An 18,621-nucleotide genomic window follows, 5' to 3' on the forward strand; every position below is an offset into this window, starting at 1 on the left:
GAACGCATTAAAAAAGCTGCCTTCCGGCAGCTTTTTTTATTGGCAGGTGTTTAACGTTCTGCCGTGGCGGCATCCCACACCGGTGCCTGCCGCGCACCGGCCACGCGCTCAACCGCCTCCGCCGCCTGCAGCAGCGCATCATCATGGCCGGGGGCGGTGAAGAGGGTCACCCCAAACGGCAGCCCCTCTGCGTCCTGCCCCACCGGCACCGCCGCCACCGGCGCGCCCGCTTTCCCGGTGCATTTGGCGGCGGCCGCCATCGGGGCCAGCAGCAGGTCAGCCTGACCCGCCTTCAGCGCGGCCAGGATGCCCGCATCGAGGCTGAGCGCGATATCGCGCTGGCGGTCTGCCACATACTGCGGCGAACAGATGCCGGGCGCGGCCTCGGCGGCCTCCAGCAGGGACTGGCCATACGGGATGGCGTCAGGGTGGGCGTGGTTCCAGCGGATAATCTCCTCCAGGGAGGAGAGGCCGCACGGGCGCAGCGCGCCCAGCAGGCTGTTGAGGCTCGCCCTGAACTCACTCCGGAACACGCAGGAGCGCACCTCGTGCAACTGCTCGGCCGAGGGCAGATCGCAGGGATCGACAATCGTCGCGCCCGCCTCTGCCAGCCGCGCCAGCACACGGTCAAAGGCCGCGGTGCGGCCCGCTGTCAACACGTTATCGGCGATCAGGCGGCGCGGCACGCCTATCCGCAGCCCCTGCAACGCGCCGCGGGTGCCCGGGGCGTCAGCGAAACCGGCCAGCGTTGCTGTGTCGTGCATGTCCGCGCCCGCGATCGCGTTAAACACCAGCCGGGCGTCGCCGACGGTGCGGGTCAGCGGCCCCGGCGAATCCTGGCTCGGTACCAGCGGGATCAGGCCGTGGCGGCTGACGCGCCCCACCGTGGGTTTGAAGGCGACCAGCGCGCTGTGCACCGCCGGGGCCTGGAGCGAGTTCTGCGTCTCCGACCCTATGGCGAAGGCGCAGAACCCGGCAGCCACGGCGGCGGCTGACCCGACACTCGACCCCTGCCCGCGCCCATACTCCATGCCCAGTGGGTTGCGGACCACGCCGCCGGTGCCGCTGAAGCCTGACGGCATCACATCAGAGACGAAATCCGCAAACTCCGTAAGGTGCGTTTTCCCCAGCAGCACCGCGCCCGCCTCACGCAGACGCGTGACCAGCGTCGCCTCATAGGGCGGCAGAAATTCCGCCAGCGCCCGCGCCCCGGCCGACGCAAAACTTCCGTCAGTGGTAAAAACATTGTCTTTGACCAGATAGGGCACCCCGTGCAGCGGCCCCCGCGACCGGCCCGCGGCCAGTTCGGCATCTGCCCGGTCGGCCTCCTCCAGGGCGAGGCGCGACACGCTGCGCACGGCGTTAATCCCGCGGTTACCCTGCGCGATCCGGTTCAGATACCATTGTGTCGCCTCGCGGGCGGTGAGCTGACCGGCCGCGATGGCCGCGCCGATGGCCTGGGCAGAGTGCGTGCCAAGCAGGGTGGAAATATCGGTCATAGGGGGAGGCTCCGGCTGTTCAATATCGGGGATGGGGCCGGCAGGGGGCCGCCTTCAACCTGTTGGCGGCTCCCCGCAGGGCGTGAGCGGCTTTTAAGCCAGCACAGCGCGACTATAAGAGAGGCGAAAAAGAAATGTTGTACTGTGAGGGGCGTTTACCGGGGGCAGTCTGGGGCTGCGCGCGCAGCAGGGTGCCGCCCGGGCTGGAAAGGGCTCCGCGCCTGAGCGGGCCTCAGGCGTTTTTCAGCAAACCGCTTTCGGCAAACCTCAGCAGCGTCGCGCCGTCCAGCCGGTAACGCACCCACTCATCCAGCGGCAGCGCGCCGATGCTGAGGTAAAACGCCCTGGCGGTCTGGTTCCAGCTGAGGGTGCCCCACTCCAGGCGGCTGCACCGGCATTTCACCGCATGTTGCGCAATATAGTGCAGCATCGCCTGCCCGACGTCGCGGTCGCGGTAGGGCGGCGTAAAATACATGTCCTCCATAGAGAGGCCGCGGCGGTCCAGCCAGGTGGAATAGCTGCTGGACGTCACGGCATACCCGGCGATCGCCTCATCAATCTCACAGATAAAGGCGTCATTATTGCTGCCGGGGCCGAACAGGGCGTCCCTGATGGACGCCACGCTGGTGGCGGCATCCTGCCGGGCGTGCTCATAAACGGATAATTCGCTGATCATCGTATAGATAGCATCGGCATCCTCTGGCACAGCCTGCCGGATCGTCACCTTCATCGCGATTTCCTTCTGTTATCCTGTTGATGCCCACCAGAATAATCGCTATTGTCCGATGAATTAAGTGCAGTGATCACAACGAAAGGTGAACGCCATGCATCATGTGCTGCGGCGGCTTGATTTGAATCTCCTCCCTGTTTTTGATGCCGTCTTCCGGCACCGCTCCGTCAGGCTGGCGGCGGCGGAACTCGCGATGAGCACCTCGGCGCTGAGCCATGCGTTAACGCGGCTGCGGCAGTTCCTGAACGACCCGCTGTTCTACCGCGACGGCCACCGCATGTGCCCGAGTGTCTATGCCTGTGAGCTGGCCCCGTTTGTGGCGGACGCGCTGGCGACGCTGAACCAGCAGCTCGCGCCCGTCCAGCCTTTTGACCCGCTGACCAGCCACGACTGTTTCCGCATCGCCGTCACGGACTACACCGCCTTCTGCATTTTCCCGGGGCTGATGCAGGCGTTGGAGCATGCCGCGCCAAATTTGCGCTTTGAGCTGCGCTACCTGCCGCACAACCCCGCCCTGACCGAGCTGCTGGCCGGTGAGATCGACCTCGCCCTGAGTTTCAGTGAACCGGATGGGCTGAGTGACCCGGATCTGGTGGAGACCGATCTCTTCAGCGATGAGTTTATCGTCATCAGTCACCGCCGCCGCACCCGCCTGACCCTGGAGGATTACCTCGCGGCCCGGCATCTGGTGGTCACGCCGTGGAATGAAAAGCAGGGGATGCTGGATCTGCACCTCGCCCGCCTGGGGCTGGCACGCCGCATCGCCCTCCGCACGCCGTCGATGCTGGGCGCGCCCTTTATGGTGACCGGCAGCGACCTGCTGATGGCGATCCCCTCTTTCGTGGCCGACACCTTTGAGCAGGTGGTGAACGTCTCGCGCTTCCCGCTGCCGTTTGCCGTGCCCCGCTTTACCGTGAAAATCTACTCCCACCGGCGCAGCGGCACCCGGAAAGCCACCGACTGGCTCAAGGGCGTGATCAGCCGGACGATTACCGGGAAGGCGCACTATGCGCCCCCCTCACCTCCCCCGCCCCCCTGACCGGCCGGTCAGGCGTCAGCCGATGCCTCAGCTGCGGGCAGCGTTTGCCGGTTAGCATTGCCCCATTCGCACAGGGGTTGCAGGGCGAGCGCCAGCGTGCGGCCGAAGCCGGTAATGGTGTATTCCACCCTGGGCGGCACCTCCCGGAAGTCATGCCGCGTCAGGATGCCCGCGTCGGTTAAATCACGCAGTTGCTGGATCAACACCTTCTCACTGATGCCCGCTGCCAGCCGCTTAAGTTCGCCGAAACGGCGCGGCTGGTGTTGCAGGTGAAACAGCAGGATCGGTTTCCATTTTCCGCCGATGTAATGCAAGGCCACGTCGAGGCCGCAGACAGGGTCCATTTTTTTCTCCATACTTACCTTTTGGTAGGTACTAGTATATACGAAAGCCACCTCTTACACTGCGTTTCCGCATTATCATTCTGGAGAAGATCATGGGTAAGCTTGCAGGAAAAGTGGTTGTGATTACCGGTGCCAACAGCGGCATCGGCCTGGCCTCGGCCAAACGCTTTGCGGCAGAAGGCGCACGCCTGTTTATCACCGGCCGCCGCGCAGCCGAACTTGAAAAAGCGGCAAAGGAAGTGGGACATGGTGCCACCGGGATTGTCTGTGATATTTCAGTGATGCAGGATCTCGACGCCCTGTTTGACCGCGTCAGGCAGGAGGCGGGGCAGATTGATGTGCTGTTCGCCAACGCGGGCGGGGGGGATTTCGCCCTGCTGGAGGAGGTGACCGAGGCGCACTATGCCCGCATTTTCGATACCAACGTCAAAGGCACCCTGTTCACCGTGCAGAAAGCGCTGCCCCTGCTGAAGGACGGCGCGTCCGTCATCCTGACCGGCTCGACCAGCGCCACCACCGGCATCCCGGCGTTCAGCGTCTACAGCGCCAGCAAAGCGGCGGTGCGCAATTTCGCCCGTGGGTGGATCATGGAGCTGGCACCGCGCCGGATCCGCGTCAATGTGCTGGTGCCCGGTTCAACCTCGACGCCGGGCTGGCACAATCTCACGCCTGATCAGGAGGCCAACCAGGCGATGATCCGCGCCGCAGAATCGTCAACGCCGCTGGCGCGGCTGGCTGAACCCGCCGAGATCGCGGCCGCCGCGCTGTTCCTGGCCTCTGACGACAGCAGCTTCGTCAACGGCAGCGAACTCTTTGCTGACGGCGGTGCCGCACAAATCTAAATGCCGGCGCGGCACACTGCGGAGGCGACGGCGTCCAGCTCGCGGTCATAGCTGGCGCGCTCACCGGCGCTGAGGAACCCTTGCGCTTTCACGAAGCGGCCTGCGTCACGGCGCACCTGCGCCACGCGCTGCCAGAGGCTGTCCGCCTGGGGCTGGCTCAGCCGCCGCGCCTTGCGCGCGGTGCTGATGTCCGCCTGAAGGATGTTGGCGCGCACTGAGAGGTGCGCCTGCCGCGGGTCGGTGACGCTGCCGCCCGTTTCGCCCTGGATCGCGCGCTGGGTTTTCAGGTCACAACTGGGGTAAGCGGGGGCGAGCGGGGCCGCCGTGGCGAGCCTCACCACAAACGGGTAGAGCAACCAGAGGAAGATCATGATCTGTATGGCCTTTGCCAGCCAGCGCGTATGCCGCCAGAGGTGGCGCTCCCTCTCGTTCGCCTGCTGGATCGCTTTTTCGGTCGTTTCCTGGGTGGTCATCCTCTCCTCCTGAAAGGTTAACGGGGTAAGTGTGCTGCCCGGCATGCCGCCGGGCCGGGGCCGTCAGGGCACATTGACCGACATATAATGGCTGTCACCAATACAGACCGCCAGGGCAGAATCTTTCACCATCTGCCGGATGTCCTCTTTGCAGGCCGGGAGATCCGGGTAGGTCTCCGGGTTCACGGCCAGCACATGCCCCTGGCGCGACATCAGCCGCCAGCTCCAGGTGTGGTTTTCACTCTGGTAAATATAAAAATAGGATAATTTTGCAGGTTGCATAACAGTTTCCTTCATCGTGCAGTAAACAGATTTTCTCTCCTGACGCCGTACGGATGACCGGTAAGAAAAAGGGGGAGCAGAGCATGCCGTTATTTACCCTGACCTGCCAGAGCGGATGAGGCGGTGTGAGAAAAGATGAGAAAAAATGATACCCGGGCAGTTAACATCTGCCCGATGCAGCCGTCAGGGCTGCCGGTTTACCACCCAAGGAGATGCTGTGATCCGTCTGGAAGATGTCACATTGTTTGTCCGTGCCGCTGCCCTGGGCAGTTTTTCCAGCGCCGCGCGGGAAGCGGATATTCTGCCCGGCCAGGTCAGCGCGGCGGTTAACCGCCTAGAGCGTGACCTCAACACCCGCCTGTTTGCGCGATCCACCCGCAGTTTGCGGCTCACCGCCGAGGGGGAAGCCTGGCTGCCTTACGCCCAGGAGATGCTGAGCATTGTGCAGGCGGGGGCGACGCGTTTGCAGGGCGGTGAAAATGAGATTCAGGGCGAGCTTAAAATCGCCGTCCCCTCTGACATCGGCCGGAATGTCATCCTGCCGGTGATCACCGCCTTTTGTGAAAAACACCCCAGGGTGTCGCTGCGGCTCTCCCTCTCCGATCAGGTCAGCGATATGTTCCGCGATCCGGTGGATGTGGCGATACGCTACGGCGTGCTGGAAAACAGCAGCTACGTGGCGCTGCCCCTGGCGGAGGATAACCGCCGCGTGCTGGCCGCCGCGCCGGGCTACCTGGCGGCGCATGGCCGCCCGCGCAGCCTGGATGAGCTGGCCCACCACCACTGCCTGCTCTATATGCTGAATGGCCATGTGTATGACAAGTGGGCGTTCCCGGCCGATGGCGGGCGCAGGCTGCTGACCGTCAGCAGCCGGATGATGTGTGACGATGCCGACCTGGCGCGCCGCTGGGCGGTGGCCGGGATGGGCGTGGTCTATAAATCCTGGATCGACGTCTGTGAAGATGTGCAGGCCGGGCGGCTTGAGCTGCTGCTGCCGGGCCAGCCGGGGGAAGCGGCCCCGCTCAACCTGCTCTGCCCGCACCGCAAACAGTTCTCCCCCGCCGTGCGCGAGCTTCACGCCCTGCTGCGCCAGCACCTGCGCGCCATCACCGCACAGATGCCCGCCCGGCCCTCCGCCGGGGCATGATGAAAGGTGGCTGCCCGGCCATCATCATGTCCTGAATCACGACCTTCTGCGTCATATCAGGCAGTGCGCTTTTCCGTAAGATGATTTCACCGGCCTGATAACAGGCAACGGACAGAATGACGCAGCAAGCGCGGCGGCCCCGCCCCTTGTCGGCCCATTCCCCTACGCAGGCGACTTTTACTGGAGAATGATGATGAAACTGACCCACAACACCGTGTTTATCACCGGCGGCACCTCAGGCATCGGGCGTGCTATGGCTGAAAAATTCCACCAACTGGGTAATCAGGTGATCATTTCCGGGCGGCGTAAAGCCCTGCTGGATGAGGTCACTGCGGCCAACCCCGGCATGGATTCGGTGGTGCTGGACGTCACACAGGCGGAGAGCATCAAGGCGGCGGCACAGAGCGTGTTGTCGCGCTACCCGGCGCTGAATGTGGTGATCAATAACGCCGGTATCATGCCGTTCGACAACGCAGCCGGCGAGCTGGATGACGCCCAGGCCGTGACGCTGCTTGAGACCAATATCCTGGGGCCGGTGCGCGTCAGCGCAGCCTTTATTGAACACCTGAAACAACAGCCGGAGGCGGTGCTGATTAACAACAGCTCGGTGCTGGCTTTCCTGCCGCTGGCCACCAACGCGCTCTACTCCGCCACCAAAGCGGCGATTCACTCTTACACCTTGTCCCAGCGCTTCCTGCTGCGTGACACCGGCGTGCAGGTGATTGAGATCTCGCCGCCGTGGGTCGATACCGATCTCATCTACAAAAGCGGTGACCCGCGCGCCATGCCGCTGGACGCGTTTATCCGCGAAACGTTCGACAAGTTAGGCACCGATACCATCGAGGCGATCGTTGACCGGGTCTTGCCGCTGCGTGACAACCCGGGCGCGCAGGAGCATACGTTGGTGAATCAGTTCAATCAGTCCGTTGCCGAGAATCCTATTCCGGTTCAATAAGGCAAACAGGGCGCAGCCCGGCAGCGCCGGGCCGTTTCAGAGGTCACGCGCATAGGCGATGGTTTCCCGCACGGCGGTCAGCGCCTGTGTGAGCGCCGCCAGGCTCACTGACCCCAGCGCCAGCCTGATGGCGTGCGGCACGTTCTGCGTGGTGCTGAACGGCTCCGCCGTCGAGACGGAGATGCGCTGGTCCATCAGCCGCCGGACTACCGCGTCGGCCCGCACCTCGTCAGGCAGCGGCAGCCAGACAAAGTAGGCATTGGGGTGGCCGGTCACCTCAAGGGGGGCCAGCAGCTCACGGGCGAGTTTTTGCCGCCGCCGTGCATCCCGGCGCTTGAGGCGCTCCAGGCGGCTGACGGTGCCGTCCTGCAGCCAGCCGCAGACCAGGGCGGTCATCACGGAGGGCGTATTCCAGCTGGTGGCGCGGATCGCCTGTTCAAGGGCGGGCTGGTACGCGGCAGGGGTGACCACCACTCCGACCCGCAACCCCGTGGCGATATTTTTGGAAAAGCCGGTGACATAGAGGGTGCGTTCCGGCGCGAAGTACGCCAGCGGCGGCGGCGGGTTGCGCACCAGATAGGCGTAGGCTGCATCTTCGATGATCAGCAGATCGTGTTGCCGGGCGATGGCGGCGATCTCCCGGCGCTGTTGATGGCTCAGCACCCAGCCCAGCGGGTTATGCAGCGTCGGCATGGCATAGAGTGCGCGCACGCGCCGCTGCCGGCACAGCTGTTTAAGCGCGGCCAGATCGGGGCCGCCGGCGGTCACGGGCAGCGGCACCAGCTCAATCCGGTACAGGGCGGCCAGGCTCTTAAAACCGGGATAGGTCAGGGCGTCTACCGCGACCACATCGCCGGGCCGCAGCAGCCCCATCACCACCACGGCCAGCCCATGCTGCGCCCCATTCACCAGTAACAGCTGTTCTGCCGCCGCCCTGAGCCCTGTTCCGCGGAGCCAGGCCGCGATCATCTCCCGCTCGCCGGTTTTGCCCGCATGGGGCTGGTAGCGGAGCAGCGCGTCGAGGTCGCCCTGGGTGGCGAGGCGGCGCAGCGCCGAGCGCAGAAGCTCAGCCTGTTCCGGCAGCGCCGGGTAGTTGAAGTTGAGATCCAGCACATCTGCCGCCACCGCATACTGGTTAACCCCCAGCCCGGCAGGCAGGGAGATCTCCCGGACGAAGGTGCCGCGCCCGGTCTCCCCGCTCACCAGCCCCATCCCTTCCAGTTCGGCATAGGCGCGGGTCGCGGTCGCCAGAGAGATACCGTGCTCTGCGGCCAGCGCCCGGTGGGTCGGCAGGCGGTGGCCGGGCAACAGCTTGCCGCTGCGGATAGCAGCGGCATACGCATCCACTATCGCTTTGTAGCGTTTCCTCACAACATGTATCCATGACAATTCTTTGATTGTCATAAAGAGTGCCCTGTAACATCCGGCCCGTCAAACGAGGCAAAAAGGCGCGGCCTGCTGCCCGGAAACCGCAAGGGAGAGGAGAAGATGATGCATCAACATGGGCACCGCCCCCTGTCCGGCTGGCTGAACGGGCTGCTGGGCGTCCTGATTTTCAGCGGCTCGCTGCCGGCCACGCGCGTGGCGGTGCTGGAGCTTGATCCCTTTTTCCTGACCTTCGCCCGGGCCTCGGTTGCGGGCGCGGCGGCGTTGCTGCTGATCGCGGTGTTCAGGGCGCCGCGCCCCGCGCGATCCCAGCTGTTTTCGCTCGGGGTGGTCGCGTCCGGCGTGGTGATCGGCTTCCCCTTGCTGACGGCGCTGGCGTTGCAGCGGGTGACCTCCGCCCACTCGATCGTGTTCCTGGGGCTGTTGCCGCTCGCCACCGCGGTATTCGGCGTCATCCGGGGCGGGGAGCGGCCGCGGGCCGCATTCTGGCTCTTCTCCGTGACCGGCAGCCTGCTGGTGATGGGGTTCGCCTTGTCCCGGCCCCTCGCCGTCTCTTTGGCGGGCGATGGGCTGATGTTGGCTGCGGTGGCGGTGTGCGGCCTGGGGTATGCCGAAGGGGCCAGGCTCGCCCGCACGCTCGGCGGCTGGCAGGTGATCTGCTGGGCGCTGATCATCTCCCTGCCGTTTATGGCTGTCGCCGCATTCATCACGCTGCCGCCTGCCCTCAGCGCCCCCAGCCCCGCCGCCTGGGCCGCGCTGGGCTATGTGTCGCTGTTCAGTATGCTGATCGGTTTTATCTTCTGGTACAAGGGGCTGGCAACCGGCGGCATCGCGGCCGTCGGGCAGTTGCAGCTTTTGCAGCCCTTCTTCGGGCTGGCGCTGGCGGCCACGCTGCTGCATGAAACCATCGACCCGATGATGCTGGCCGTGACCCTGGGCGTGATCCTCTGCGTGGCGGGTTCGCGGAGGTTCGCCGGGTAGCGGCAGCCTGTGGCAGGTCAGGCAAATTTAATCAGCAGCATGCCGGTTAACAGCAGCCCCATCCCTACCCAGCCTTTGCGGCTCAACCGTTGCCCGAACAGGATCCAGCCCGCTGCGACGGTCGCCACCAGCCCGAACCCGCCCCACAGGGCGTAGGCGACCGACAACTCGATCACTTTCACCGCCTGGGCCAGGGCGCTGAAGGCGGCCAGCACCGCGGCCAGCGAACAGAGGCCGTAGAGCGGGCGGCGGAAGCCGTTGGCATATTTCAGGAAGATATTCCCGGCAATCTCCAGCCCGGTCGCCAGCGCCAGCCAGGCGATATGTACCCCATCAAAGCCGGCCATGGTGCCCCTCCTTGCGTACCAGGGTGCCTGATTTAATCAGGATGATGCCTGCCACCAGCGTGATTAACCCGGCCATTTTCATCGCCGACAGGGTTTCGTCAAACAGCGTGACGCTGAGCAGCGTAATAAAGAGAATGCCCACGCCTTCCCACATGGCATAGGCCACGCCCAGCGCAATACGCTTCACCGCAAATGACAGGAAAATATAGGACAGCGCCACCATACCCAGCATAAAAATATAGCCCGCGCTGCCGCCATTCACGCTTGACCATTTCATCAATACCGTGCCGATAATTTCCGCGGCAATCGCCAGCGTGAGTAATAACCAATACAGCATAACCTCTCTCCTGAATTAGAAAGATGCATTCTTCACGCCTGTGCATAAACGCGTTATGCACAGGCGTGAAGCCAAATAAAGCAGAAATAAAAAGGAGAGAAAGGGACTACAGCGCGGAGCGCCAGTGGCGATCGCAGATAAGGCCAGACCAGCCTGAAAGGCGTAATACGGGGGAAACCTTCATTGGGGGGAACATGTTGTCCATAATTTTACAACTTATCCACGTTGTTGCTTTTCGTCGGTGTGGATGAATGATTGTCCTCAGTCATTATACGGGCTTTTATTCTGCCACAGTCATGATAAAGAATTTCTGAGATTTGCATTTCTTTACGCGCTTTTCGGGTGATTAACGCCCTCCTTTTCTGGCTCACAGGCGTAAAAAAGCCTGCGCATAAGGGCAGGCTCTGTTCAGAGTTTAGCGGTAATACTGGTGCCGCCTTTTCGAATTATGCTTCCAGCTTTTGGCAACGTCATAAATCCGGGCCGGCAGATCTTCCCAGCTGTCCGGCAGCAGCTTGCCGCGCGCCGCCCTTAACTTAAGGCCATACGCCTCGTACTCATACCGGTGCAGGGAGTAATAACTCTTCTCCTGCAACGTGCTGAATGCTTTGTGCGTATGGCTTCGCAGCCGGTAAAAATAGCTATGCGTGCTGCCGAAAAACGTGCTTTTTTTGGTGTACTTAAACTGACTTTTTAATTTCTTCATAACACTTCCTGGCTAATGTGAGATTAGTCAGAAGTGCCCCTCAGCGAAGTAATCCATGATATTTTCCTTATAAACGTCTTAGCTTACGTTCAGATAATGATGCTGGCCGGTTCAGGTGAACGCCATTCACGCTCGCCGCGCGCCCTGAAATCTGCGATCGCTGCTTCAATCACCTCGATACTTAATCTTTCAGCGTCCACCACCATAGATAAGCCAATGCCGTAGGCGTAGCCGGGCAGGATTTTATACCCGCAATAGACCGGGGGAGGCGCAGTGTGCAGCAGTTCTTCTTCACGCTGCTGAGTATAGTCATTAAATGTCAGCCCATTAAACGCGGCATATCGCGGCATCTCCCGCGTGACCATCGTATAGCTCACGATTTTGCCGTTTTTATTGTAATTCGGCGTGGTTTCGAAGCGGAATTCAATTTCACGCTCTGCGTCGCTGAGTTGTTGATAAGCTTCATCAAAGACGCAGTTTGAGATCATATTATGCAGTGCCGTCCGGGCCGTGATAATTTCCGCATTCCACAGCACGGCAGGGTCACGGCCGGTGAAAACAATGTCACTCCAGCCCCATTTTTCGTCAGGATGCCGGCGGTAGTAATCAAGATCGCACTCATCATAGAACATGCCGCCACAGCGGAAACGTTCACAATGGATAAGATAATTGAGGGCCAGCACTTTCTTGCGGCGTTTGCGGCGCGAAAGCGTGGTAAATGGGCGGTGTCGCCGAAAGCAGGCCATGGTGTTCCCCTTCTTGGACTGCTGAAAAAATTCCAGCCGGACAGGGTATCAAAACTGCGGCCTAAAAAGGAAGGGTTAAAAACAAAAAGACCGGTTCGCCAGCCGGTTAAAGGCTGCTCAAAGCTCGGGAGGTTTGGGCCACAGCACCCATGCACGCTTTTCAGGTTTACAGAAAGCAAAAAATACGGCGTTAATCGCCGCGTTTTTAAATTAATATAAACTTCCCTTTCCTGGTAGTTTGAATAACAAACATTTTACGGCGATAATCGCCGCATATACTCTTCTTAATAAACTCAGGTGAGCCATGCTGAATAGTGAGTCAAGAACGTTGCTGAAAGCGTTGCTTCCTGTTGGTTTAATAGCGACCAAAGGGTGGCTTAGAGCACAAGGATTAACCCTGCATTTTATTGATAATGCTGTAAAAAGCCGGACATTATTACCCCTGGCACCCGGTGTCTATGTCCGTGATGAATCGCCGATCACCTGGCAGGGGGCCGTCATCTCGCTTCAGCGTATGCAGGATGTTCCCATGCAGATTGGCGGGCTGTCAGCGCTGGCGTTGACAGGGCTATCGCACTATCAAACCAGAAATAAAACCGTGGAAATCAGCTTCTACTCCGCAGAAAAGCCTCCCGCATGGCTGAACAAGCTTAACCTCAACGCACACATTGAGTGGCATAGCACACGGCGTCTCTGGCCCGATGTGATCATAGCGGACGCCCGTTATCTGCGGACACATCCGTGGAGAGAGGGTTTGCCTGCACTCACGCTGTCAGGGCCTGAAAAAGCGATACTCGAACTTCTCTCTTTGGTTCCTAAACAGATCAGCGTGGAACATGCTGATTACCTGATGCAGGGGCTTTCTACACTTTCTCCCAGAAAACTTGAGCCTCTGTTACAGGCGAGCCTCAGTGTTAAATCCAAACGCCTGTTTATGTGGCTGGCGCAGCGCCATAACCACCCGTGGTTTAAATACCTGAAACCTGAACAGTATAATTTGGGAAGTGGGAAACGGTCGATTGTCCAGGCGGGCCGCCTGGACACCACATGGAATATCACCGTTCCCAAGGAGATATAAACGGATATGGACAGAGAAAGTCTCTACTATAAACAGGTTCAACTCCTGTTACAGCTGATTCCCCTTATTGCGAAACATGACTGCTTTGCGTTGAAAGGTGGCACGGCCATTAACCTGTTTATACGGGAATTACCCCGGTTATCGGTTGATATTGATCTGGTCTTTCTGCCGGTGCAGGAACGAAACGCGTCGCTTACCGCAATTAAATCCGCACTGGACGATATTGCCGAGTCTGTCAGCCACCATCTGCCCCACACGAAAGTCAGCAAATCTTACGAGGACAAAAATGATGCGCTACGGCTGAATATTGTCCGGGATAACGTGATGGTTAAGATTGAACTTTCACCCGTATTGCGTGGGACGGTTTACGAGCCAACCCTTCTCCCGGTTTGTGAAGCAGTAGAAGAAGCGTTTGGTTATGCAGAGATGGCAGTGGTCTCATTTGCCGATCTCTATGCAGGTAAACTCTGCGCGGCACTGGATCGCCAGCACCCCAGGGATCTCTTTGACGTAAAATTTTTACTCGCTAACGAGGGGCTGACAGAAGCGCTCCGCAAGGCCTTACTGGTTTACATCATTAGCCACCCACGCCCTATTGCTGAGTTGCTGCGACCGCATTTTAAGGATATCTCCGGTATTTACGAAGGTGAGTTCCGGCACATGGCAGAAGCTGATGTCCCTCTGGCTGAATTGCTGACCGTGCGGGAACAATTAGTTGCACAAATCCACGCGGGAATGACAGCGGATGAACGGGCATTTTTATTGTCGTTCAAACGCCGTGAGCCTGATTGGGGCCTGCTCAACCTGGACAATATTGATCAACTCCCGGCGGTACGTTGGAAGCTGCAAAACCTGGCAAAAATGCCCGATGACAAACATGCAGAGGCCTTTAAACGGCTTAAACGTATCCTGGAGGCATAAACGAAACCTGCTTAACCCGTTTATCGGGCGGTAAACAAATCACACCGTCCGGTTCGCCAGTTGGTTAAAAATCCGTTACTATCCGCCTCCTTTCTTAATGGGGCCGCCTGATGTCCACGATTACCGATACCTTTATCGCCCCGCCGTGCCATGAGGCGATCGAGACGCTCTATCAGGATGATCACCTGGTGCTGATCAACAAACCCACCGGGCTGCTCAGCCTCTCCGGCAAAAATCCGCAGAACCTCGACTCGGTACACCACCGGCTGGTCAGGCTGTTCCCCGGCTGCACCCTGGTGCACCGGCTGGATTTCGGCACCTCGGGGCTGATGGTGATTGCGCGTAATAAGGCGATCAATGCCGACCTCTGCCGGCAGTTCAGCCAGCGCACCGTCACCAAAGTCTACAGCGCGCTGCTCTGCGGCCACCTGGCGGAGGATGAAGGGGTCATCGAGGCGGCGATCGCCAAAGACCCGGCGCTGTTCCCATTGATGTCGATTTGCGCCACCCACGGCAAACCCGCCCGTTCCCGCTACCGGGTCATTGAGCGGTTTTACCAGGAGCAGGAAGACGGGGCGTTACTGCCGCTGACGCGGGTACAGCTCACCCCGGAGACCGGGCGCACCCATCAGTTGCGCATCCACTGCCGGGAGCTGGGCCACCCGATCCTGGGCAGCAGGCGGCCGCCTGCTGCCCGGCACCGGACAGACCCCACGGCTGATGCTGCACGCCAGCGCGCTGGGGTTTGACCACCCCATCAGTGAAGAACGGATTAACGCCCGCCACGCCAGCCCGTTCTGAGCAAGACGCTGGCCGGGGTGCAAAGGGAGGCAGAGGGCGCGGCCTGTTAACGCCGCCCTCTGCCGGAAGGGATTACCACATCAGGTCGTCAGGCACTTTGAAATCAGCGTACGGATCGTCCTCGTCCTGCGCTTCCTGGCTCAGCGCACTGTTTAATACGATACTGTCCGCATCACGCTGCGCGATCTTGTCCGCGACGCTCGCGGGGATAATCGCGTACTCATTTTCCCCGTTGCTCCCCACCAGGCGGGCGATGGCGAGGCGGCCGTTGATCAGCTGAGTCTGGGTGAGCTTATCCACTTCGATTTTTTTAATCAGGTTATTGTCGGTGAAGTTAAAGCCGATATCGCCTTTTGGCGGCTTGATGCGGTTCATCTCAATCAGCTGCTTCACCTGCGCCTTATACTCTTTGGCCAGCGCCGCCTGCTTCTGCTGCTCGTTCAGCTGCTTATCACGCTCTAGCTGCGCTTTCTTGTTCTCTTCCACTGCCTCGCGCGCCTCACGCGCCTGAACCCGTGATTTCTTCGCCGTGCGCTGGACTTTGGCCACTTTCTTGCTGGTCACTAAGCCCGCTTTGAGCATCTGCTCTTGTAAGGTGAGTTTTGTCATTGTCGTTTCTGAACCTGTTGAATAATGCGTGGGAGTATACCGGTAATTGTAGAGGGTGGAACAGGGGGGTGGGAGTGCGGAGGTTTTGGTAGGCGACGTGTTGAGGGTGTGCAATTGCTGGGGGTGAAGTTCTGAGATAGCGTGCAGGGAGAGGTGTTAACTGCATCAGCGGCTGCATAGGGCAAGATCAAAAAAGGCCTCCCGAAGGAAGCCTTTCATGAAATTTTTTCGCTAATACAGACATCGTTGAGTAGGACTGTACGCTCACATAGTCAGAGAACCTGTCTCTTTGGCGGAATATATTGAAAACCGGTGCCAAAGTCAAGCATAAAATCTGTTTGGTCCACTATATTTCAGCGTTATAGTCGTTGCTTTGTAAGGTAAGCTGGGAAAGCCAATGACCATTAACGCCATTATCAACTCTATCTCACAGCAGCGATTTTCAACGTATCGGACATCTGTATTCAGCGGTGCTTCAGATGAGGAGTGTCTAGGAATTTATTTATGGAACAAGCAGATAGCAAGTGCATTTTTGCCTGCACTTCAAATATTAGAAGTGTCGCTCAGAAACGCAATTTATCTTTCTAAAATTGAGTATGAAGAAGAAGAAATAGAGAAAAATTATTCGCCGAATGAGTGGGTGGCAAGGAAAGCAGCCGTTGACCGCAGATGGTTTATTTCGGTTATGACGGCGCAAAATAATCCTGAATCCAATAGGCAGATTAGACGTGTTCAAAGACAGATTGCTAAAGAGAATAAGGATGATATTCCCGAAAACTATATAGCTAAACTCACGTTGGGCTTCTGGGTTTCCATGGTCGATAAAGAGTTCAGTACACCGAACGCGACCTACCTGACATTATGGCCACAGTTGAGAGGAAAGGTATTTCCTCATGCACTTGACCGTAACGGTCAGCCACTGTCAATAAGGGGGGATTGGTACTGCCTTACGGGATATCAATAAAATCCGCAACCGGCTTTCTCATCATGAACCGCTCTGGCGAACAAGTACAACGTATAATGTACAGCAGGCAATAAATAAAATTGTCATGGATTATAAAAAGTGCCTTGATATTATTCACTGGATTAATCCGTCTAATTTGAAGCTGTTAAACATTATCGATAACACTGATAAGTTCAGAGAGTTATGCAATGCGCATTCGCTTTGGAAAAACAAGCAATTACCGCACGGCATCCCTTCTCTTCCGGTTATTGATGCTAATGGATGGTGCGGCCCACTTCTCATGGAGAGCCGTCTTAAGGGGAGTATCCTGAACATTGACCTTGCATCCGGTTTCTCAATACTCCGCTGTGAAAGCGAAGGCAAAGATTTCATTGCCAATAATAGAGATTTCTCTGGAGGAATAGCCCGATATAATACCGGAGATAACGTCACATTCGACCCAAACAGCCCTACAACAGGCCCTTTACCTGTTGCAAAATCTATCCGCCTTTAAGTTCAACTGATTTTATCGGAACTGAAAAAACGTAAAGGGCTATGTTAACGTTTTAATGTGTATTACTGTCAGCAACATAGGCTTATGGCACACAGTGCTCTGACAGGTTATCCCTTATTAAGAGTAAACACGCCCAAATCCCCCGCCCTCAGGCGGGGGGAACATCTACACCGACCCCTACTGCCCCTTCTTAATATCCCCGACGTTATTGCACGTCACGCCTTTCGGGCAGTACATATCCATCAGCTTCAGGGTGACGCCGTTGGTCCAGCCGAAGCCGTCCTGGAGCGGGTATTCGCCCCCGCCGCCGCCGCCGAGGGTGCCTTCGACCACATATTTCTCCACCAGCTTGTGTTCACGGTCATAGGTGGCCTGCACGTTATCCAGGAAGCGCATACCGATGTCTTTCGCCAGGGTCTGTTTGCCGTAATGGTTCAGCCCTTCAACGGCCACCCATTGCAGCGGCGCCCAGCCGTTCGGGGCGTCCCATTGCTGGCCGTTATGCACGTTGGTGGTGACCAGCCCGCCCGCTTTCACCAGCTGTTTCTCCACCGCGGCGGCGGTTTTCGCTGCCTGATCGTCGCTGGCGGCCTGCATATAGAGCGGGAAGAGCGCGGCGGCGGTTAACTGCGTGCGCACGCTGCTGCGTTTCCAGTCGTAGTCGGCATACCAGCCGCCTTCCGGGTTCCACAGGTAACGGTTGATCGCTGCCTGGCGCTTCTCGGCCATCCCAGCGTAGCGCTGGCTGTCGCTGGCTTTGTCAGCCGCTTTGCTGGCGCGCGCCAGGGTGTTTTCCAGGTGGAACAGCAGGGCGTTCAGATCCACCGGCACAATGTCCGTGGTGCGGATGGTGGAGAGATTTTTCGGGTCGTCAAACCAGCGGGAGCTGAAATCCCAGCCGGAAGCGGCCCCGGCGCGCAGATCGCGGTAAAGCTCGGCTTTATTGCGCGAGGTCGCTTTCTCTGCGGTGGTGATGTCATCCATATAGGACTCGGTGCGCGGCACGTCGCGCGCGTCCCAGTAGCGGTTCAGCACCGTGCCGTCTTTCAGCTTCACCACGCGCTTGCTGGCGCTGCCTGCGGCCACGCTCTGCGCATCCGCCATCCAGTACTGGTACTCTTTTTGCAGTTGCGGCAGGTATTTGCTGTAAACCGCTTCGCCGCTGTGCTGCGCCAGCAGGTCAACCATCAGGCTGAAGAACGGCGGCTGTGAGCGGCTCAGGTAATAGCTGCGGTTGCCGTTGGGGATGTGGCCGTAGGTGTCCAGCTCGTGGGCGAAGTTGTCCACCATATCCTGAACGCGGTCCCAATGGCCGCTCTCCGCCAGCCCCAGCATCGTGAAGTAGCTGTCCCAGTAGTAGACCTCGCGGAAGCGGCCGCCCGGCACCACATAGGGCTTCGGCAGCGGCAGCAGCGAATCATACTGGTTGGCCTTGTCGGTGGTGCGCGTCAGCACCGGCCATAGGCCGTCGATGTGCTCGCGCAGGCTCTGCCCGGCAGGCGGCACATAGGCTTCGTTTTTGCCCGGCAGGGTGAAGTTGGCGTCAACAAAGTGGCGCAGGTCGAAATTTTGCTGGCGCTTCTGCATCTGCCAGTCGGCCAGAATCGAGGCCGGGTCATATTTGGGGACGGCATCGGCAAAGGTCTTCTGGTCAGGGAAGAATTTTGCGGCCTGCACCGCCGGGTAGAGCGGCCCCAGCAGCACATCCGGCGGCTGCGGTGCCTGATGCTCGTCTGCCGCCTGGGCGTAAAAAGAACCGGTGGCCAGCGCGCCGGTGATCAGCAAAGGCATCAACAGCGCGCCTTTCCATTGAGGGGTTACGGTCTTTTTCGTCATCAGTTTCTCCTTGTCCAGACCTGGCATGGCCTGCAAATGGTTGACCATTCGGAAAACTTTAGACGAAATTGAGTAGTTTGCTTGTAGTGAGGCCGGGAAATGTGA

The 18,621-nt window shown here is 59.2% G+C and carries 22 protein-coding genes and 1 pseudogene; 11 read left to right on the forward strand and 12 right to left on the reverse strand.

Annotation, left to right across the window (positions count from 1 at the left end; translation table 11 throughout):
* Nucleotides 1–50: 50 nt before the first annotated feature.
* Both CYR32_RS08730 and CYR32_RS08735 read right to left on the reverse strand, forming a co-directional pair.
* Nucleotides 51–1,499 carry an amidase family protein gene (locus CYR32_RS08730; protein ID WP_101824009.1) on the reverse strand — a complete coding sequence of 483 codons (1,449 nt, stop codon included), beginning with the start codon at nucleotides 1,497–1,499 and terminating at the stop codon, nucleotides 51–53.
* Nucleotides 1,500–1,731: 232 nt separating this feature from the next.
* Nucleotides 1,732–2,229: a GNAT family N-acetyltransferase gene (locus tag CYR32_RS08735; RefSeq protein ID WP_101824010.1), complete on the reverse strand. Its 498-nt coding sequence runs from the start codon at nucleotides 2,227–2,229 to the stop codon at nucleotides 1,732–1,734.
* A gap of 94 nt (nucleotides 2,230–2,323) precedes the next feature.
* Here CYR32_RS08735 and CYR32_RS08740 point away from each other — a divergent pair, with 94 nt between their 5' ends.
* Nucleotides 2,324–3,268 (forward strand): LysR family transcriptional regulator, encoded by a 945-nt coding sequence (locus CYR32_RS08740; protein ID WP_101824011.1) that lies wholly within the window; start codon nucleotides 2,324–2,326, stop codon nucleotides 3,266–3,268.
* Nucleotides 3,269–3,276: 8 nt separating this feature from the next.
* Here CYR32_RS08740 and CYR32_RS08745 read toward each other — a convergent pair whose 3' ends face one another.
* Complete coding sequence (locus CYR32_RS08745; RefSeq protein ID WP_175578812.1) at nucleotides 3,277–3,612, reverse strand: winged helix-turn-helix transcriptional regulator; 336 nt, start codon at nucleotides 3,610–3,612, stop codon at nucleotides 3,277–3,279.
* A 92-nt stretch (nucleotides 3,613–3,704) separates the two neighbouring features.
* On the opposite strand from CYR32_RS08745, the gene CYR32_RS08750 reads away from it, so the two are divergent.
* Entirely contained in the window at nucleotides 3,705–4,454 is a 750-nt protein-coding gene (locus CYR32_RS08750; protein ID WP_101824013.1) for an SDR family NAD(P)-dependent oxidoreductase, read from the forward strand.
* Here the strand turns inward: CYR32_RS08750 and CYR32_RS08755 are convergent.
* Both CYR32_RS08755 and CYR32_RS08760 read right to left on the reverse strand, forming a co-directional pair.
* Nucleotides 4,451–4,927, reverse strand: coding sequence for a hypothetical protein (locus CYR32_RS08755; protein WP_241523790.1), 477 nt, complete (start codon nucleotides 4,925–4,927; stop codon nucleotides 4,451–4,453). The two genes, CYR32_RS08750 and CYR32_RS08755, sit on opposite strands and share 4 nt — an antisense overlap.
* A gap of 63 nt (nucleotides 4,928–4,990) precedes the next feature.
* Nucleotides 4,991–5,209 carry a YegP family protein gene (locus tag CYR32_RS08760; protein ID WP_101824014.1) on the reverse strand — a complete coding sequence of 73 codons (219 nt, stop codon included), beginning with the start codon at nucleotides 5,207–5,209 and terminating at the stop codon, nucleotides 4,991–4,993.
* Nucleotides 5,210–5,426: 217 nt separating this feature from the next.
* Here CYR32_RS08760 and CYR32_RS08765 point away from each other — a divergent pair, with 217 nt between their 5' ends.
* Together CYR32_RS08765 and CYR32_RS08770 are read left to right on the forward strand one after the other, a co-directional pair.
* Nucleotides 5,427–6,356: a LysR family transcriptional regulator gene (locus CYR32_RS08765; RefSeq protein ID WP_101824015.1), complete on the forward strand. Its 930-nt coding sequence runs from the start codon at nucleotides 5,427–5,429 to the stop codon at nucleotides 6,354–6,356.
* Between the two features lie 193 nt (nucleotides 6,357–6,549).
* Nucleotides 6,550–7,311, forward strand: a complete 762-nt coding sequence (locus CYR32_RS08770; protein ID WP_101824016.1) for an SDR family oxidoreductase — start codon at nucleotides 6,550–6,552, stop codon at nucleotides 7,309–7,311.
* A gap of 36 nt (nucleotides 7,312–7,347) precedes the next feature.
* Here the strand turns inward: CYR32_RS08770 and CYR32_RS08775 are convergent, their stop codons facing one another.
* Entirely contained in the window at nucleotides 7,348–8,682 is a 1,335-nt protein-coding gene (locus tag CYR32_RS08775; RefSeq protein ID WP_101824017.1) for an aminotransferase-like domain-containing protein, read from the reverse strand.
* 120 nt (nucleotides 8,683–8,802) lie between these two features.
* On the opposite strand from CYR32_RS08775, the gene CYR32_RS08780 reads away from it, so the two are divergent.
* On the forward strand, nucleotides 8,803–9,678 hold the full coding sequence (locus CYR32_RS08780; RefSeq protein ID WP_420912828.1) for a DMT family transporter: 876 nt from the start codon (nucleotides 8,803–8,805) through the stop codon (nucleotides 9,676–9,678).
* A 17-nt stretch (nucleotides 9,679–9,695) separates the two neighbouring features.
* Here the strand turns inward: CYR32_RS08780 and mdtI are convergent, their stop codons facing one another.
* From mdtI to CYR32_RS08800, 4 genes are all read right to left on the reverse strand, one after another.
* A complete protein-coding gene (gene mdtI, locus CYR32_RS08785) occupies nucleotides 9,696–10,025 on the reverse strand; it encodes a multidrug/spermidine efflux SMR transporter subunit MdtI (protein ID WP_101824019.1) in 330 nt (109 codons plus the stop codon).
* Nucleotides 10,012–10,362: a multidrug/spermidine efflux SMR transporter subunit MdtJ gene (mdtJ, locus tag CYR32_RS08790; RefSeq protein WP_101824020.1), complete on the reverse strand. Its 351-nt coding sequence runs from the start codon at nucleotides 10,360–10,362 to the stop codon at nucleotides 10,012–10,014. The genes mdtI and mdtJ overlap by 14 nt, the downstream gene beginning before the upstream one ends.
* Before the next feature lie 415 nt (nucleotides 10,363–10,777).
* A complete protein-coding gene (locus tag CYR32_RS08795; RefSeq protein ID WP_101824021.1) occupies nucleotides 10,778–11,068 on the reverse strand; it encodes a hypothetical protein in 291 nt (96 codons plus the stop codon).
* Nucleotides 11,069–11,157: 89 nt separating this feature from the next.
* Nucleotides 11,158–11,700 (reverse strand): hypothetical protein, encoded by a 543-nt coding sequence (locus CYR32_RS08800; protein ID WP_241523791.1) that lies wholly within the window; start codon nucleotides 11,698–11,700, stop codon nucleotides 11,158–11,160.
* Nucleotides 11,701–11,724: 24 nt separating this feature from the next.
* Between CYR32_RS08800 and CYR32_RS21670 the strand changes: the two genes are divergently transcribed.
* From CYR32_RS21670 to CYR32_RS08815, 4 genes and pseudogenes are all read left to right on the forward strand, one after another.
* Nucleotides 11,725–12,033: a hypothetical protein gene (locus CYR32_RS21670; protein ID WP_165698205.1), complete on the forward strand. Its 309-nt coding sequence runs from the start codon at nucleotides 11,725–11,727 to the stop codon at nucleotides 12,031–12,033.
* Between the two features lie 85 nt (nucleotides 12,034–12,118).
* Nucleotides 12,119–12,892, forward strand: a complete 774-nt coding sequence (locus CYR32_RS08805) for a type IV toxin-antitoxin system AbiEi family antitoxin (protein ID WP_101824023.1) — start codon at nucleotides 12,119–12,121, stop codon at nucleotides 12,890–12,892.
* 6 nt (nucleotides 12,893–12,898) lie between these two features.
* Nucleotides 12,899–13,813 (forward strand): nucleotidyl transferase AbiEii/AbiGii toxin family protein, encoded by a 915-nt coding sequence (locus CYR32_RS08810; protein WP_101824024.1) that lies wholly within the window; start codon nucleotides 12,899–12,901, stop codon nucleotides 13,811–13,813.
* A gap of 110 nt (nucleotides 13,814–13,923) precedes the next feature.
* A pseudogene (locus tag CYR32_RS08815) lies at nucleotides 13,924–14,614 on the forward strand (RluA family pseudouridine synthase).
* 72 nt (nucleotides 14,615–14,686) lie between these two features.
* Here CYR32_RS08815 and CYR32_RS08820 read toward each other — a convergent pair.
* Complete coding sequence (locus tag CYR32_RS08820; RefSeq protein ID WP_101824025.1) at nucleotides 14,687–15,223, reverse strand: DUF2058 domain-containing protein; 537 nt, start codon at nucleotides 15,221–15,223, stop codon at nucleotides 14,687–14,689.
* 397 nt (nucleotides 15,224–15,620) lie between these two features.
* Here CYR32_RS08820 and CYR32_RS21825 point away from each other — a divergent pair, with 397 nt between their 5' ends.
* Nucleotides 15,621–16,187, forward strand: a complete 567-nt coding sequence (locus CYR32_RS21825) for an Abi family protein (RefSeq protein ID WP_241523792.1) — start codon at nucleotides 15,621–15,623, stop codon at nucleotides 16,185–16,187.
* A gap of 85 nt (nucleotides 16,188–16,272) precedes the next feature.
* The gene (locus CYR32_RS21830; protein ID WP_241523793.1) at nucleotides 16,273–16,680 is read left to right on the forward strand and encodes a hypothetical protein; all 408 of its coding nucleotides are present in this window, start codon (nucleotides 16,273–16,275) and stop codon (nucleotides 16,678–16,680) included.
* Between the two features lie 177 nt (nucleotides 16,681–16,857).
* On the opposite strand, the gene treA is transcribed toward CYR32_RS21830, so the two are convergent.
* Nucleotides 16,858–18,516, reverse strand: a complete 1,659-nt coding sequence (gene treA / locus CYR32_RS08830; RefSeq protein ID WP_101824026.1) for an alpha,alpha-trehalase TreA — start codon at nucleotides 18,514–18,516, stop codon at nucleotides 16,858–16,860.
* Nucleotides 18,517–18,621: the final 105 nt, after the last annotated feature.

This window comes from Chimaeribacter coloradensis (assembly GCF_002858715.1).
GTDB classification, from domain to species: Bacteria; Pseudomonadota; Gammaproteobacteria; order Enterobacterales; family Enterobacteriaceae; genus Chimaeribacter; species Chimaeribacter coloradensis.